Annotated in this window: 13 protein-coding genes and 2 pseudogenes; 6 read left to right on the top strand and 9 right to left on the bottom strand. The window is 68.4% G+C overall.

The features are described 5' to 3' along the window. Window positions 1-282 (top strand): VUT family protein (locus TY51_RS14985; RefSeq protein WP_042250880.1); only part of this gene is annotated, 282 nt, incomplete at its 5' end. 322 nt (window positions 283-604) lie between these two features. Here TY51_RS14985 and TY51_RS14980 read toward each other — a convergent pair. Both TY51_RS14980 and TY51_RS14975 read right to left on the bottom strand, forming a co-directional pair. Beyond that, a complete protein-coding gene (locus TY51_RS14980) occupies window positions 605-2,371 on the bottom strand; it encodes an L-lactate permease (protein ID WP_197054781.1) in 1,767 nt (588 codons plus the stop codon). Between the two features lie 112 nt (window positions 2,372-2,483). After that, entirely contained in the window at window positions 2,484-3,665 is a 1,182-nt protein-coding gene (locus TY51_RS14975) for an acetyl-CoA C-acyltransferase family protein (RefSeq protein ID WP_042250875.1), read from the bottom strand. Window positions 3,666-3,794: 129 nt separating this feature from the next. Here TY51_RS14975 and TY51_RS14970 point away from each other — a divergent pair, with 129 nt between their 5' ends. The 3 genes from TY51_RS14970 to TY51_RS14960 all read left to right on the top strand — a co-directional run bounded on the left by TY51_RS14970 (window position 3,795) and on the right by TY51_RS14960 (window position 5,483). After that, the gene (locus TY51_RS14970) at window positions 3,795-4,163 is read left to right on the top strand and encodes a winged helix-turn-helix domain-containing protein (protein ID WP_042250872.1); all 369 of its coding nucleotides are present in this window, start codon (window positions 3,795-3,797) and stop codon (window positions 4,161-4,163) included. Window positions 4,164-4,258: 95 nt separating this feature from the next. Beyond that, entirely contained in the window at window positions 4,259-4,843 is a 585-nt protein-coding gene (locus tag TY51_RS14965) for a lytic transglycosylase (RefSeq protein WP_042250871.1), read from the top strand. Between the two features lie 52 nt (window positions 4,844-4,895). Further along, a complete protein-coding gene (locus tag TY51_RS14960; protein ID WP_042250868.1) occupies window positions 4,896-5,483 on the top strand; it encodes a glutathione S-transferase family protein in 588 nt (195 codons plus the stop codon). Here the strand turns inward: TY51_RS14960 and TY51_RS14955 are convergent. The 5 genes from TY51_RS14955 to TY51_RS14935 all read right to left on the bottom strand — a co-directional run bounded on the left by TY51_RS14955 (window position 5,480) and on the right by TY51_RS14935 (window position 11,285). Continuing rightward, a complete protein-coding gene (locus TY51_RS14955) occupies window positions 5,480-6,610 on the bottom strand; it encodes a TIGR03862 family flavoprotein (RefSeq protein ID WP_042250883.1) in 1,131 nt (376 codons plus the stop codon). The genes TY51_RS14960 and TY51_RS14955 overlap by 4 nt on opposite strands. A gap of 38 nt (window positions 6,611-6,648) precedes the next feature. Next, entirely contained in the window at window positions 6,649-7,677 is a 1,029-nt protein-coding gene (gene holA / locus TY51_RS14950) for a DNA polymerase III subunit delta (RefSeq protein ID WP_042250865.1), read from the bottom strand. A 4-nt stretch (window positions 7,678-7,681) separates the two neighbouring features. Further along, window positions 7,682-8,176 (bottom strand): LPS assembly lipoprotein LptE, encoded by a 495-nt coding sequence (lptE, locus tag TY51_RS14945; protein WP_042250863.1) that lies wholly within the window; start codon window positions 8,174-8,176, stop codon window positions 7,682-7,684. Next, window positions 8,163-10,700 carry a leucine--tRNA ligase gene (gene leuS / locus TY51_RS14940; protein WP_042250860.1) on the bottom strand — a complete coding sequence of 846 codons (2,538 nt, stop codon included), beginning with the start codon at window positions 10,698-10,700 and terminating at the stop codon, window positions 8,163-8,165. The genes lptE and leuS overlap by 14 nt, the downstream gene beginning before the upstream one ends. 96 nt (window positions 10,701-10,796) lie before the next feature. Next, window positions 10,797-11,285: a DUF3576 domain-containing protein gene (locus TY51_RS14935; RefSeq protein ID WP_042250857.1), complete on the bottom strand. Its 489-nt coding sequence runs from the start codon at window positions 11,283-11,285 to the stop codon at window positions 10,797-10,799. A gap of 282 nt (window positions 11,286-11,567) precedes the next feature. Between TY51_RS14935 and TY51_RS14930 the strand changes: the two genes are divergently transcribed. Beyond that, window positions 11,568-12,506, top strand: coding sequence for a porin (locus TY51_RS14930; protein ID WP_042250856.1), 939 nt, complete (start codon window positions 11,568-11,570; stop codon window positions 12,504-12,506). A gap of 72 nt (window positions 12,507-12,578) precedes the next feature. Continuing rightward, window positions 12,579-13,237: pseudogene (locus TY51_RS14925) on the top strand (YggS family pyridoxal phosphate-dependent enzyme). Here TY51_RS14925 and TY51_RS14920 read toward each other — a convergent pair. Beyond that, complete coding sequence (locus tag TY51_RS14920) at window positions 13,225-13,701, bottom strand: L,D-transpeptidase (protein WP_042250853.1); 477 nt, start codon at window positions 13,699-13,701, stop codon at window positions 13,225-13,227. The pseudogene TY51_RS14925 and the gene TY51_RS14920 overlap by 13 nt on opposite strands. Window positions 13,702-13,706: 5 nt before the next feature. Then, window positions 13,707-14,627 (bottom strand): annotated as a pseudogene (gene ribA / locus TY51_RS14915) (GTP cyclohydrolase II); the annotation flags it as partial.

Raw genomic sequence — 14,627 nt, 5'->3', positions numbered from 1 at the left:
GGCGGGCGCTGGTGGCGGGCGCCGCTGGTCTCGACCCTGCTGGGATCGGCGCTGGACACGGTGCTGTTCTTTGGAATCGCATTCGCCGCGGTGCTGCCTGCGGACGGCAACACGGGCTGGGCCAACGAGGCCGTTCCGCTGCTTGGCGCGGGACCGGTCACCGCGCTGTGGGTTTCGTTGGCATTTGCCGATTGGCTGGTCAAACTTGGTCTGGCGATACTGGCCCTTGTGCCGTTCCGCATCATCGTCCGCAATTTGTTGGGGCACAGGGCAGAAAGCTGATTGACAGATTTTCGATCTGTGTCAGCCTGCAGATATACAGCAATCTTTTGAAAGGAGGTGGTCCAGTGTCTAGAGTGATAGTGGAGAGACGTTTCGGAACAGTCGGGGGGACCACGGCCTGAGGGCAGCCCCGAAGGCCATCACCCCTGGTTGGGACCGGACCACCGTCCGCCCCTAACCGGACCATCTCCTTGGATCTCGCGGGCCGCCTTTTGCTGGGCGGCCCGTTCCTTTTGCGCCACCCCCTTTTGCACGGTCGCGGGGCGCAATGAAAAACGGGCGGCCCCGAGGAGCCGCCCGCTTCGACTTAACCAGCCAGACGTCAGGTACGGACCGGCACCGCGTCCCGGTCGCGGTTGGCGCGCATCGCGCCCACCACCACCGCGGCCCAGATCAGCGCCGCCAGCCACCACAGCCCGCCGCCGATCAGCGCCATCCCGATCAGGCCCGCCTGCACCACGTAATAGGCCATGGTGATCAGCGTCTTGCGGATGATGTCGCCCTCGCGGTCGGTCAGACCCACGACGGCCGATGCGGCCACGACGTTGTGCACGCAGACCATGTTGCCCGCGGCACCGCCGACGGCCTGCAGCACCACCACGACGGTGATTCCCGCCAGGTCCAGCCCGATGCCCTGCGCGGCCGAGAACTGGAACAGCGCGAACATCATGTTCGACACCGTGTTCGACCCGGCGATGAACGCGCCCAACGCACCGACGATCGGCGCGAACAGCGGCCAGCTGGCACCGGTCGCGGCGGCCATCCCCTCGGCCAGGGTGATCGGCATGGATGCCACGCCGTCGGACCCCGAATTGATGAACACCTGTACCATCGGCACGGCCAGCAGCAGCGCGGGTGCGGCGGCCAGCATCGTGCGCCCCGAGATCTTCCAGGCCCGACCATAATCGCTGCCCCGCATGCGGAACAGCGCGACCGAGATCAGGGATGCGATGATCATCACCGTCCCCGGCGAATAGGCGAACTGCGCGGTCGCGTTGATGCCCGACCCGAACAGGTCGCGCAGCGCCAGTGTGGTGTCCGGCCCGGTCAGCCACGCCTTCAGCGGCGCGATGGTCCGCGTCAGCACCAGCAGCGCCGCGACGATGACATAGGGCATCCAGGCGGTCAGCAGGCCGATGCGGCGATCATCGGGGCCCAGTTCGGCCTGGTCGGGTTCGATGTTGCCCTGCCAGCCCTCGTCCCATTGGGCGCGCGCCGGAAAGTCGAACGTGTCGGAGGGCATGAACCACCCCGCCCGCGCCGCGGGCACCACGATCATCAGGCCGATCAGCCCGCCCAGCAGGGACGGGAATTCCGGCCCCAGAACCCGCGCGACCAGTAGATAGGGCATCGTGAACGCCAGGCCCGCAAAGATCGCGAATTTCCACGCCCGGAAGCCCTTGGCAAAGCTGCGATCGGTGCCGAAGAACCGGGTCAGCATGCCGACCATCAGCAGCGGGATCAGCACGCCGACCAGCGCATGGACCAGCGCCACCTGCGCGGCCACCACCGGCACGTATTCGGCAAGCGTCAGGGGCGCGATGGCGGCGGCGACCTCGGGGCTGTTCGACAGGCCGGTGTTGACGCCGACCAGCATCGGCGTGCCGACCGCGCCGAACGACACGGGCGTCGACTGGATGATCAGCGTGACCATGACCGCGGCCATGGCCGGAAAGCCGATCGCCAGCAGCAGCGGCGCCGCGACGGCGGCAGGCGTGCCGAACCCCGACGCGCCCTCGATCATCGACCCGAACATCCACGCGATGATGATCGCCTGGATGCGCCGGTCGGGCGAGATGTCCATGAACCCCCGCCGGATCGTCCGGATCGCGCCCGATTCCTGCACCGTGTACAGCAGCAGGATCGCCCCGAAGACGATGTAGAGCAGCGTGACCGCCGTCACCAGGCCGTTGACCGTGGCCCCCGCGACCCGCGCCAGCGGCGCGCCCCACAGAAACAGCGCCAGAAGCACCGTGACCGCATAGGCGGTCATCATCGACAGTTTCGCGGACCGTCGCATGACGACCAGCAAGACAAACACCACCGCGATCGGCATGGCCGCGGCGATGAACATTATTCCCTGTGACACCCCAATTCCTCCTCGAATTGTCCGTATCATTCGGGACGGGTTCACGGCGGAAAGCAAGAAAAAACCGGTCTGGAAACCAGACCGGTTGCGCAAACGTCGCCAGGACGGTGCGTCAGTCGCGACGGATCGCGATGGCGATGCCCTGCCCGCCGCCGATGCACATGGTGATCAGCGCGGTGCGACCGCCCGTCCGCTCCAGCTCGTGGATGGCCTTGACCATCAGGATCGCGCCCGTGGCGCCGACCGGATGGCCCAGGGCGATGGCGCCGCCATTGGGGTTCACACGGGCCGGGTCCAGACCAAGGCCCTTGTTCACCGCCAGCGCCTGCGCGGCAAAGGCCTCGTTCGATTCGACGACGTCGAAATCGCCGGCCTTCAGCCCGGTCCGCGCCATCAGCGCCTCGACCGCGGGGATCGGGCCGATGCCCATCACCTCGGGGCGCACGCCCGCCACCGCATAGCCCAGGATCCGCGCCCGCGGGGTCAGCCCTTCGCGTTCGGCCGCATCGGCCCGCGCCAGGACCAGCGCCGCGGCGCCGTCGTTGATGCCGCTGGCATTGCCCGCAGTCACGCTGCCGCCCTTCTGGAACACGGCCTTCAGTCCGGCCAGCTTGTCCAGGCTGGTGTCCTTGGGGTGTTCGTCGGTGTCAAAGGCGACCATACCCTTGCGCGACTTGACCTCGACCGGGACGATCTGATCGGTGAAATAACCCGCCGCGATGGCCGCCGCCGCGCGGCGCTGCGATTCCATCGCGAAGGCGTCCTGCTGTTCGCGGGTGATGTCATGCTCGGCGGCGACGTTTTCCGCGGTGACGCCCATATGGCCCGTGCCCATCGGGCAGGTCAGCGCGCCGGTCATCATGTCCAGCATCGACTGGTCGCCCATCTTGGCCCCGAAGCGCGCCGAAGGCACGACATAGGGCGACCGGCTCATGCTCTCGGCGCCGCCAGCGATGGCGAATTCGGCGTCGCCCAGCATCAGCGCCTGCGCCGCCGACACGATGGCCTGCGCGCCCGATCCGCACAGGCGGTTCACGTTCATCGCGGGCGTGGTGTGCGGGATGCCCGCCTCCAGCATGGCGACGCGCGACAGGTACATGTCGCGGGGTTCGGTGTTGATGACGTGGCCAAAGACCACCTGCCCGATCCGGTCGGGGGCCAGGCCCGCACGCTCCAGCGCGGCGCGGGTGACGGTAGCGGCCAGGGCGATCGGCGGGATCGCGGCCAAGCTGCCCCCGAAGGTGCCGATGGCGGTGCGGGCGCCGGACAGGATGACGATATCGGATGCGGACATGAATGGGCCTCCTCTTGCCTTTGACGACAGTCTGGGCGCGCTGCACACGTCCCGCAACCGTGTCGTCGCGGCAAATTGCATGCCCCCGCGCAAGGCGCTATGTTGCGCAGGAATAACGAGAGAGATCCCATGACCCAGACCGGCCCCCGGCTGCGCATCAAGCTGCGCCTGGAATACGACTCGCCCCTGATCCTGGGGCCGGGCAAGGCCGAGCTGCTGGCGCGGATCGGGCGGCTTGGCTCCATCTCGGCCGCCGCGCGCGAGATGGGGATGAGCTACAAGCGCGCCTGGACCCTGGTCGAGGAGATGAACACCGCCTTTGCCGACCCGGTCATCGACAGCGCGCGGGGCGGCGCGGGCGGCGGCGGCGCCACCGTGACCCCCACCGGACAGCAGGTCCTGTCCCATTACCGGGCGCTGGAATCGCTGCTGCTGGATGCCGGGGCGGCTGACCTGATGGCGCTGAACGCGCTGCTGCGTCCCGAAGGATCGGGCTGATCCATCGGCAAGCCCCCGCCCCGCTTCCGGCTTTGTGATTTCACAGGCGGGTGATTTTGCGTAGACTGTCCGCAAAACAAGAGAACGAGGGCAGGATGAACAGGCTACTGAAGCTGGCCATTGTCGGGCTGGTCGCCTCGTGCGGGGGCGGCGGGAACTTCAGCGCGCCGCGGCAGCTGGACAACGCATGCGCGATCACCGCGGAACGGCCCGCCTATCTGCGCGCCATGCGCCAGACCGAACGCAAATGGGGCGTGCCGGTGCATGTGCAGATGGCGACGCTGTACCAGGAATCGAAATTCATCGGCGATGCGCGGACCCCGCATCAATACGCGCTTGGGGTCATTCCCATCGGCCGGCAAAGCAGCGCATTCGGCTATTCCCAGGCCCTGGACGGCACCTGGGAGGAATATCAGCGCGAGACCGGCAACCGCCGCGCCCGCCGCGACAGCATCCGCGACGCCACCGATTTCATGGGCTGGTACATGCATGGCAGTCAGCAGCGGCTTGGCCTGTCCAAGAATGACGCCACGTCGCAATACCTGGCCTATCACGAAGGACGCAGCGGCTTTGCCCGCGGCAGCTTCCGCCAGAAAAGCTGGCTGATGCGCGTTGCCGGGTCCGTGGGCCAGCGGTCCGAGATGTATCGCCAGCAACTGATCTCCTGCCGCCGCGCTTGACGCGGCGCGGGGGCTGGGGCCTTCTGTCCGTCCAACGGCCAGGAGGATCCCCATGTACCGCGTCATCGGCACCGCCAAGTCCCGCGCCCTGCGCGTCCTGTGGATGCTGGAGGAGCTGGGGCAGCCCTATGACCATATCCCCGCCAATCCGCGCAGCGACGGCGTGGCGCAGTTCAACCCCGCGGGCAAGGTTCCGGTATTGATCGACGACGGCACGCCGATCACCGATTCGACCGCGATCCTGACCTATTTGGCCGACCGCCACGGCGACCTGACCCACCCGGCCGGAACGCTGGACCGGGCGCGCCAGGACAGCCTGACCCAGTTCCTGCTGGACGAATTCGACGCGGCGCTGTGGCTGGCCGCGCGCCACAGCTTCATCCTGCCCGAAGAGATGCGCCTTGGCGCGATCAAGAACACCCTGCGGTGGGAATTCGAGGCCAGCCAGAAGACCTTGGTCCACCGCATGTCCGACGGACCCTATCTGATGGGCGAGCGGATGACGGTACCCGACGTGATCCTGGCGCATTGCCTGGACTGGGCGCTGTCCGCGCGGTTCCCGATCGTGGAACACCGACTGACCGAATACCTGGACCGCATCCGCCAGCGACCCGCCTATCAACGGGCCATGGCGCTTTAAAGCCTTCGGGCAGCCGCCTGGCCCGCGCGCAGCCCGGTCGCCAAGCAGGTGGTCAGCAGATAGCCGCCCGTCGGCGCCTCCCAGTCCAGCATCTCTCCGGCGGCAAAGACGCCGGGCAGTGCGCGCAATTCAAGATCAGGCATCAGCGCGTCCGACCGGATGCCCCCGGCCGAGGAGATCGCCCGGTCCAGCCCCATCGGCCCGGCATGGCGCAGCGGCAGCGCCTTGGCCCGCGCAGCCCAATCATCGGCGTCGTCCGGCAAGGGCCGCGCCCATTCCAGCAGCAGGCCGACCCGCGCCGGATCGCCCAGAATGCGGCGCAGCCAGTTGCCCAGGCTCAGCTTTCCGCGCGGCTGCGCAAAGCGTCGCGCCAGCGCCGCGTAGTCCAGATCGGGGGCCAGATCGACATGGGCAGCCTGCCCGTCACGGATCGGCGCCGCGACGGCATAGACGCCGCCCCCCTCGATCCCGTCGGGGGTGATGACCCATTCGCCGCGGCTGACGCTGTCGCCCGCGCGAATCGCGACACCCTTGACCGGCGCGCCATGCAGCCGCGCCATCGCGGGCGACCAGTCGACGCGAAATCCCATGTTGGCGGGGCGAAAGGGCGCAATGGCGACCCCGGCCTTCGCCAAGATCGGCACCCAACCCGCATCCGACCCCAGACGCGGCCAGCTGGCTCCGCCCAAGGCCAGCACCGTCACATCGGGGTGCAGCACCTGACGACCGTCGGGCGTGTCAAAGACAAAGCCGCCCTCCAGCCCGACCCACCGCCAGCGCGACCGCAGCTCGACCCGGCCCGCACGCAGCCGCGCCAGCCAGGCCCGCAGCAGCGGCGAGGCCTTCATGCCCACCGGAAACACCCGGCCCGTCGATCCCGCGAACAGCGCGATGCCCAGGCCCTCGGCCCAGTCCCGCACCGCCTGCGGGCCGAAGGCCCCGGTATCGGTCGCCAGCCAGTCGCGCCCCTCCGCCCCGACGATCTGCGCACCAAAATCCGCAAGCGGTTCGTCGCGCGTCAGGTTCAGCCCGGATTTCCCCGCCATCAGGAACTTGCGCGCGGGCGTGGGCATGGCATCGACCACCACCACCTGCCGGCCCGGCGCCATCAGCGCCTCGGCCGCCATCAGCCCGGCAGGCCCCGCCCCGATCACCAGGGCAAGGCTCACCGCCGCCCCCGCGGCTTCATCGCCAGGCGCAGCAGCGCGCGTTCCACCAGCGGCATCTGCGGCGCACGGCTGGCGGAGCGCAGCGTCATGTCGGTGGTCAGCAGCAGCGACACCGCCTCCTCCAGCGGGCCCATGCCCCAGCTTTGCGCCTGCCGGGTCATGCGGTCGCGGCGCGGACCGAAGACCGGCGGCCGCGCGCGGGCCAGCGCCACCCCCGGCCCCGCCGGATCGGCAGCCGCCAGATGCAGCGTGCGGAAATGGCGCAGCGCCGCGATGCACAGGGCCACGGGCTGGATGCCCTGATGGTCGATCCGGCGCATCAGCGGGCCGAAATCCTCCTCGCGCCGTTCGGCGACGGTGTGGATCAGCTCGTCCAGATCGGCCTCGATGGTGGCCGGGGCCAGCAGGGCGATCTCCTCGACCGTCAAGGGCGTCGGGTCCTGGTATTTGTACAGGCCGATCTTCTCGACCGTCTGGCGCAGATCACCCGGGTCCAGCGCACGCGCCAGCAGGCCCAGTTCGCGCATCGCGTCGCGCGGCACCTCGCGCAGGCCGGCATCGGCCAGCCAGCGGGCGATCTCGTCCTCGGTCGGGGGGTCGTCATAGATGGGGGCGGTGACCGCCTGGCCATGCGTCTCGAACAGGCGGCGCAGAGAGGATGACTTGGACAGGCTGGCCGCGGTGACGACGATCACCGCATCCCCCTGCCGCCAGCCGGTCAGCGCATCGCGGATCGCGTCGGTGGCCAGATCGGGCGTGTCCTCGACCACGACCACCCGCGGGCCGGGAAAGAAGCCCACCTCGCGCACCGCGTCGATCAGCTGGGCCGGGTCCTTCTTCAGACCCCCGCCGGGCATGCGGGTCAGGCGCATCTCCTCGTCGGCCTTTTCGCCGGTCAGGGCGCGCACGACCTCGGCGCGTTTCAGCGCGACACGCATCGCGTCCTGCCCATAGATCAGCACCCCCGGCCGCGAGGGGTCGGGGCGGGCCAAATAGCGCGCGATCTCGGCCCCCTTCAGCAGCATGCCGTCAGTCCGGCAGGCCGGATGCGGCCGCCAGCAGGCGCGTGACGACCTGATCGGCCAGCATCAGCGCCAGCCGCTCACGTGCATCGCCCTCGGCCGCCAGGGTCGAGATCGTGGTCCCGGTGGTGGAATAGGAGGTAAAGCTGCTGACGCGCCCTTGGGTGATCACCGCGCCCCCCGGCCCGGTCAGCGCGAAATCGGCGGTGCCGTTCAGCGAATAGCGGGTCGTGACCTCGTCGGGGGTGATGGCCTGGGCCACGACGCCAGCATTGATACGATAGTCCAGGTCATAGACGGCCGCATCCTCGGGGCCCAAGCGTTCCGCCAGGCGGCGGTTGAAGATGAAGTCCAACGGCGTGTCCGGGTCGCGCGGGCGGACCTTGCCGAACAGCTTGCCGCCCCCGCCGCCCGGCCCATAGACCGGCGACAGCCCGCAGGCCGCCAGCCCGGACACTGCCAGCAGCCCCAACAGGACTGCCCGGCGATCAGGCGACCACATTGACGATCCGCCCCGGCACCACGATCAGCTTTTTCACGGCCGCCCCGTCCAGGAACCGCAGCACGGTGTCGTCGGCCAGCACCAGCGCCTCGATCTGGTCCTTGGGCATGTCCTTGGGCACGGTGATCTCGGCCCGGCGCTTGCCGTTGATCTGGATGGGAAGGGTCACGCTGTCGTCCTCCAGCAGGGTCGGGTCGGCCTTTGGCCAGCCCGCATCGACGACCATGCCCTGCCCGCCCGATTTCGACCAGACCTCTTCGGCCAGGTGCGGAACCATCGGCGCCATCAGCTGTGCCATGATCCGCAGGGCCGCGCGGCGCGCCTCTCCTCCGGCCTGCGATTTCGCCACCGCATTGGCCAGTTCATAGAGTTTCGCGACCGCCTTGTTGAAGGCGAAGCCCTCGATGGCGCGGGTGACATCCGCGATGGCGCGATGCGCGGTGCGCGTCAGGTCGGCGTCATCGCCCCCTTCGGGGACCTCGTCCGCCAGACGCCAGACGCGGGACAGGAACTTGAACGCGGCCTCCGCTCCGGCGGCGGTCCATTCCACGTCGCGTTCCGGCGGGCTGTCAGACAGCATGAACCAGCGCGCGGTATCGGCGCCAAAGCTTTCGACGATGCTGACCGGGTCGACGACGTTCTTCTTGGACTTCGACATCTTGGCCGACGGGATCACCTCGACCGCCGTGCCGTCGGCCAGCCGGCCCTCGGTCACGTCCTCGGGCAGGTGATAGACCGGGCGGCCCCGGTCGTCGGTGGTCCGATAGATCTCGTGCGTGACCATCCCTTGCGTGAACAGGGCGTCGAACGGCTCACTCGCCGTGTCGGGCAGATGGCCGGTCTTGACCATCGCGCGGGCGAAAAAGCGCGAATACAGCAGGTGCAGGATCGCGTGTTCGACCCCGCCGATATACTGGTCCACGTTCATCCAGTATTCCGCATCCGCCCGGTCCGTCGGCGTGTCCGCCCCCGGCGAGGTAAACCGCGCGTAATACCAGGACGAATCGACAAAGGTGTCCATCGTGTCGGTTTCCCGCCGCGCCGCCCCGCCACAGCGCGGGCAGGTCGCCTGACGCCAGGTCGGGTGGCGGTCCAGCGGGTTGCCCGGCACGTCGAAGGTGACGTCCTGCGGCAGCAGCACGGGCAGGTTCTGCTTCGCTTCGGGCACGGTCCCGCAGCTGTCGCAATGCAGGACCGGGATCGGGCAGCCCCAATAGCGCTGGCGCGAGATGCCCCAGTCCCGCAGGCGGAACTTGGTAACGCCCTCGCCATATCCCTGCGCCTCGGCATGGGCGATGGCCGCATCCACGGCGGCCTCTCCGGTCTGGTCGGCCGTGCCGCTGAAGCCGCGGACATAGGTCACGGCCTCCGTCTTGCCCGGCACGAAGGGCGCGTCCGCCACCAGCGCATCGGCCTGATCCAGCGTCATGCCGGGCTGGCCAAAGGTCGCGCGGATGGGCAACCCGTATTTCGTGGCGAACTCATGGTCGCGCTCGTCATGCGCCGGGCTGCCGAAGATCGCGCCGGTGCCGTAATCCATCAGCACGAAATTCGCGATCCAGATGGGCAGGTGCCAATCCGCGTCCAGCGGATGCGCCACGGTCAGGCCGGTATCAAGCCCCAGCTTGGGCGCGGTCTCGATCGCCTCCTCGGTGGTGCCGATGCGGCGGCATTCCTCGCGGAAGGCCTCGATCTCGGGGCGGGTCGCGGCCAGCTCCTTGACCAGCGGATGATCCGGCGACAGCGCGACGAAGCTGGCCCCCATCAGCGTGTCGGGACGGGTGGTATAGACCTCAATCGCGTCATGGCCCGCGGGCGCATCCACGGTGGCAAAGCTGAACTGCAGCCCGCGCGACTTGCCGATCCAGTTGGCCTGCATCAGGCGCACCTTTTCCGGCCAGCCCTTCAGCCCGTCCAGCGCCTGCAGCAGCTCGTCGCTGTAATCGCTGATCCTGAAGAACCACTGCGTCAGCTCGCGCCGCTCGACGGCCGCGCCCGACCGCCAACCCTTGCCGTCGATCACCTGTTCATTGGCCAGCACGGTCATGTCGACCGGGTCCCAGTTCACCTGCGCCGACTTGCGCGTGATCAGGCCCGCGTCCAGCATGTCCAGGAACAGCGCCTGCTGCTGCGCCACATAGGCGTCGTCGCAGGTCGCGAATTCGCGGCTCCAGTCGATGGACAGGCCCAAGGGCTTCAGCTGGTCGCGCATCGTGGCGATGTTGGCATAGGTCCAGTCGCGGGGATGGCCGCCCTGCTCCATCGCGGCGTTTTCCGCGGGCATGCCAAAGGCGTCCCAGCCCATCGGATGCAACACCGAAAACCCCTGCGCGCGCTTGAACCGCGCCACCACGTCGCCCATCGCATAGTTGCGCACATGGCCCATGTGGATGCGCCCCGACGGATAGGGGAACATCTCCAGCACATAGTATTTCGGGCGTTCGTCGCGGATGGCGGCAAAGGCGTCGGCATCGGCCCAAGCCGTCTGCCAACGGGCTTCGCTTGTCGCGGGATCATAGGGCATGGGGAACCTCGGGCGTCATTCGTTGCCCGCAGGGTCTATACGCCCCGCCTGTGCGGGTCCAGATGCGGCCTGAGGGGCGCCCCTGGCGAATACGACCTACAGGCGGCCGTCCTGGATGCGCAGCTGGCGCGCGCGGGTCAGGATCGCATCCTCGACCGCGCGGACGGTGCCGGGCTCGACCGCGCCGCCGCCCGGGCCCTGCAGCGCAAGGCGCAGGCTGCGCGCGTCCAGCGCCGGGTCGCTGATCTGGATCGTCGCGCGATAGGACCGGCCCCCGCCCGGCGGCGTGCCGTACCCGGTCTGGATCACCCCGGTAAAGGGATCGACCGTCTGCACCGGCAGAAAGCTCAGCACGTCCAGGCTGGCATTCCACAGGTACTTGTTCACGCCGACCATCTGGTCGGAATTGCCCGACCGCCCGAACAGGTCCTGGATGCGGGTCGTCCGGGCGGTGGAGCGCATGTCGGGACCATCGAACATCGTGCCGCCGGCAGGCTGGTCGTTGCTGCCCGACCCGCCGCAGGCGGCCAGTCCGGCGCATAGCGTCGTGACGATCATCAGGCGCGCGGCGCGTGCATAGGTCATCCCAGTCCCCCGAAGGTCAGTGCATCAGGCGTCAGCATTAGCCCGGATCGCCCCCCCGAAACAAGCGCTTTGGCCCGCCGCGAAACAGGCGTTCCGCCGGGGCCGCAGGGCGGTCCGGCGGGGATTCTCACGAAAGTGTGGCCCAAGTGCATCACGGAAATGGGCAAAGAAATCAGGCGCAGCTTGATTCCGTTGCATCACAATCTCGAAAGGGTGAAACAAATCGCATACCCAGGGCGGGACCGCCGACTTGGGCAACAGAGAGACAAGAGGGAACACACCATGAAAAAGGCTCTGATCGCCTCCACCGCGCTGGTCCTGTCCGCAGGCGTTGCCGCCGCCGACGTCACCATTTCGGGCTATGGCCGCACCGCGGTCGACTATCAGGAAAACCGCGCCCCGGGCGAAAAAGAGACCCAGATCTCTGCCCGCGTCCGTCTGAACGTGCACGCCACCACCTCGACCGACCAAGGCGTCGACTTTGGTGCACGCGTCCGTCTGCAGTGGGATCAGGGCGATGACGGGATCGACTCGGTTTCGCCGGGTCAGGTCTACGTGACCGCCAGCGGCTTCACCGTCGCCATCGGCAACGTCGGCACCGCATACGACAATGCTGGCCTGCTGTATGAATCGGAAGTCGGCCTGATCAGCCGTTCGTTCGGCGTGTCGACGGACTTCGATTACTTTGCCTACAGCTCGAAGTCGTACGCCACCGAAGACCGCCTGGGCGTTTCGGTCGAATACGCCGTGGACGCGCTGACCGCTCGCTTCTCGTACATCGATCCCGACCAGACCGGTCTGACCGATACCGACGAAGAGCTGGGCCTGTCGGTCGACTACGACTGGAACGGCATCGCGTTGTCGGCTGCCGCAGTCAAGGACGGCGCTGGCCGTGACGGCAACGACCGCTACTTCGTCGGCGCCTACTACACCCTGCCGGGCACCGAGAACGGCGTCGGCCTGAGCTTTGCCGACGACGGCATCGACTCGGACGGCCTGTCGAACGACAACATCGTGACGCTGTGGGGCGACTACACCGTCGCACCGCTGACCACGCTGTCGGCCTACATCGCCAACAACGGCAAAGCCGGCAACGAGACCGACAACGCGTTCGGTCTGGGCGCTCGCTACGACCTGGGCGGCGCTTACCTGGCCGGCTCGCTGGAGCGTGGCTACGACGAGAACGTCCGCGGCGACTTCGGCGTCCGCTTCGACTTCTGATCCTTCGCGATCAAACGTCACATGGAAAGAGCGGGCCTTGCGCCCGCTCTTTTCTTTTTGTCAGGTGGGATCATGGCACTGGACGACATCACCCGCCGCATCCGCGCGGCCGAAGCCGCCGCAGGGCGCGCCCCCGGCAGCGTCACGCTGATCGCGGTCAGCAAGCTGCAACCCCCCGAACGGTCGAGGAGGTACTGGCCGCGGGCCACACCGTCTTCGGAGAGAATTACGTCCAGGAGGCGCAGGCCAAATGGCCCGCATGGCGTGCCGCGCATCCGGGTGTGTCGGTCCACATGATCGGGCCGCTGCAATCGAACAAGGCGCGTGCGGCCGTGCAACTGTTCGACGCGATCCATACGCTGGACCGCGTGACCCTGGCCCGCAAGCTGGCCGCGCAGATGGCCGAGCAAGGCCGCCACCCGCAGCTGTTCGTGCAGGTCAACACTGGGGACGAACCGCAAAAGGCCGGCATCCTGGCGGATGAACTGCCCGGTTTCCTTGCGCTGTGCGCGGAACTGGCGCTGTCGCCGCAGGGCCTGATGTGCATCCCCCCCGACGGCCAGGACCCCGCCCCGCATTTCAGCCTGCTGCGCGATCTGGCACGCGATCACGGGCTGTCCGGCCTGTCGATGGGGATGAGCGCCGATTTCGAAACCGCCATTGCCTATGGCGCGACCCATGTCCGCGTCGGTTCGGCGATCTTCGGCGCGCGAAACGCTCAGGGCACGTAAAGCGGCGTGCCGGGGGGTGCGTGGCGGGCGATCCACATCAGGTCATGGCGCGCAAAGGCGATGCACCCCTCGGTCCCGAAACCGGGGCGCCGCCATTGATGCAGGAAGATCGCCGATCCCCACCCCGGCACCGCATCCGCATTCCAGTCCGTCGTCAGGACCAGGTCGTACAGCGGGTCGGCCCGGCGCAGACGTTCATGGCTGGCCGCCAGCGGCGCGCGCGCATGCCGATTATAGGCCAAATGCGCGGGGTCGTCGCACCACAGATCGCCTGGTCCGATGGGACGTGCCCAAGGTGCGGGGCGGGCAAGGCGGTCGGGGCGGTACCACAGCCCGGTGATGCGATGGCTGCCCGACGGGGTGGCGTGATCGCCCTCTCGCTTGGTCATGGTCACTCCGGCACGACCGATGCTGCAGGGAAACATCCGGCCCCGGAACCGCAGCCCCTGCGGGGTCAGCACCATCCCGGTCACAGCAGGTGCCCCGACTTTTCGGCCTTCACGTCCAGATAGCCGGTGTTGTGGCGGTTGCGCGGCACGACCAGCGGCACCCGTTCGGGAACCGCGATGCCATGGGCCTGCATCATCGCCACCTTGCGCGGGTTGTTGGTCATCAGCCGCACCGCATCGAACCCCAGCCGCCGCAGCAGGGCCGCGCCGATGCGGAAATCACGCTCGTCATCCTCGAATCCAAGGCGGTGATTGGCCTCGACCGTGTCGAAGCCCTGGTTCTGCAGGTCGTATGCGCGCATCTTGTTGGCCAGCCCGATGCCCCGCCCCTCCTGGTTCAGATAAAGCAGCACCCCGGCCCCCGCCTGCCCCATCGCGGCCAGGGCGGCGTTCAGCTGCGGGCCGCAATCGCATTTCAGGCTGCCCAGGACGTCGCCCGTGAAACAGGCCGAATGCAATCGCGCCAGCACGGGCGCGTCACGGGCCGGATCGCCGATCTCGATGGCGTAATGTTCCTCTCCGCCGTCGTCGGGGCGAAAGATGTGCAGGCGGGACCGCTCCGCCGACAGCAGCGGCAGGCGCGCCGCCGCGACCGGTGCCATCGCACTCTCAGCCGCCAATTGCGCCAGCGTCGCCCCGGGCGGCAGCACGGTCAGGCCCGGCGGCGCGGGCGCCGCGACCAGCAGCATCGCGGGCAGCAGCTGCGCCGATTTGGCCAGCGCCAGCGCCGCGCGATGGGCGGTCGCGTCGCCGTCGCGCAGGGTGGTCAGCGGCCCCTTCATCGGCGTCATCAAATCGCCCGCCGGATCGGCCAGCGCCCGCAGCCCAAGCCAGATCGGCCCCGGCGGGCAGGCTGACCCGCGGCCTGATCGCCGTCATAGGCGCGCGCCTTCAGCGTCTCGGCCCGCCGCCCGGTCAGGGCCAGAACCGCGGGGCCAAGC

This window comes from Paracoccus sp. PAMC 22219 (genome assembly GCF_000787695.1).
GTDB lineage: Bacteria > Pseudomonadota > Alphaproteobacteria > Rhodobacterales > Rhodobacteraceae > Paracoccus.
The sequence above is the reverse complement of the archived record's forward strand: the minus strand, read 5'-3'. Positions and strand labels throughout refer to the sequence as shown.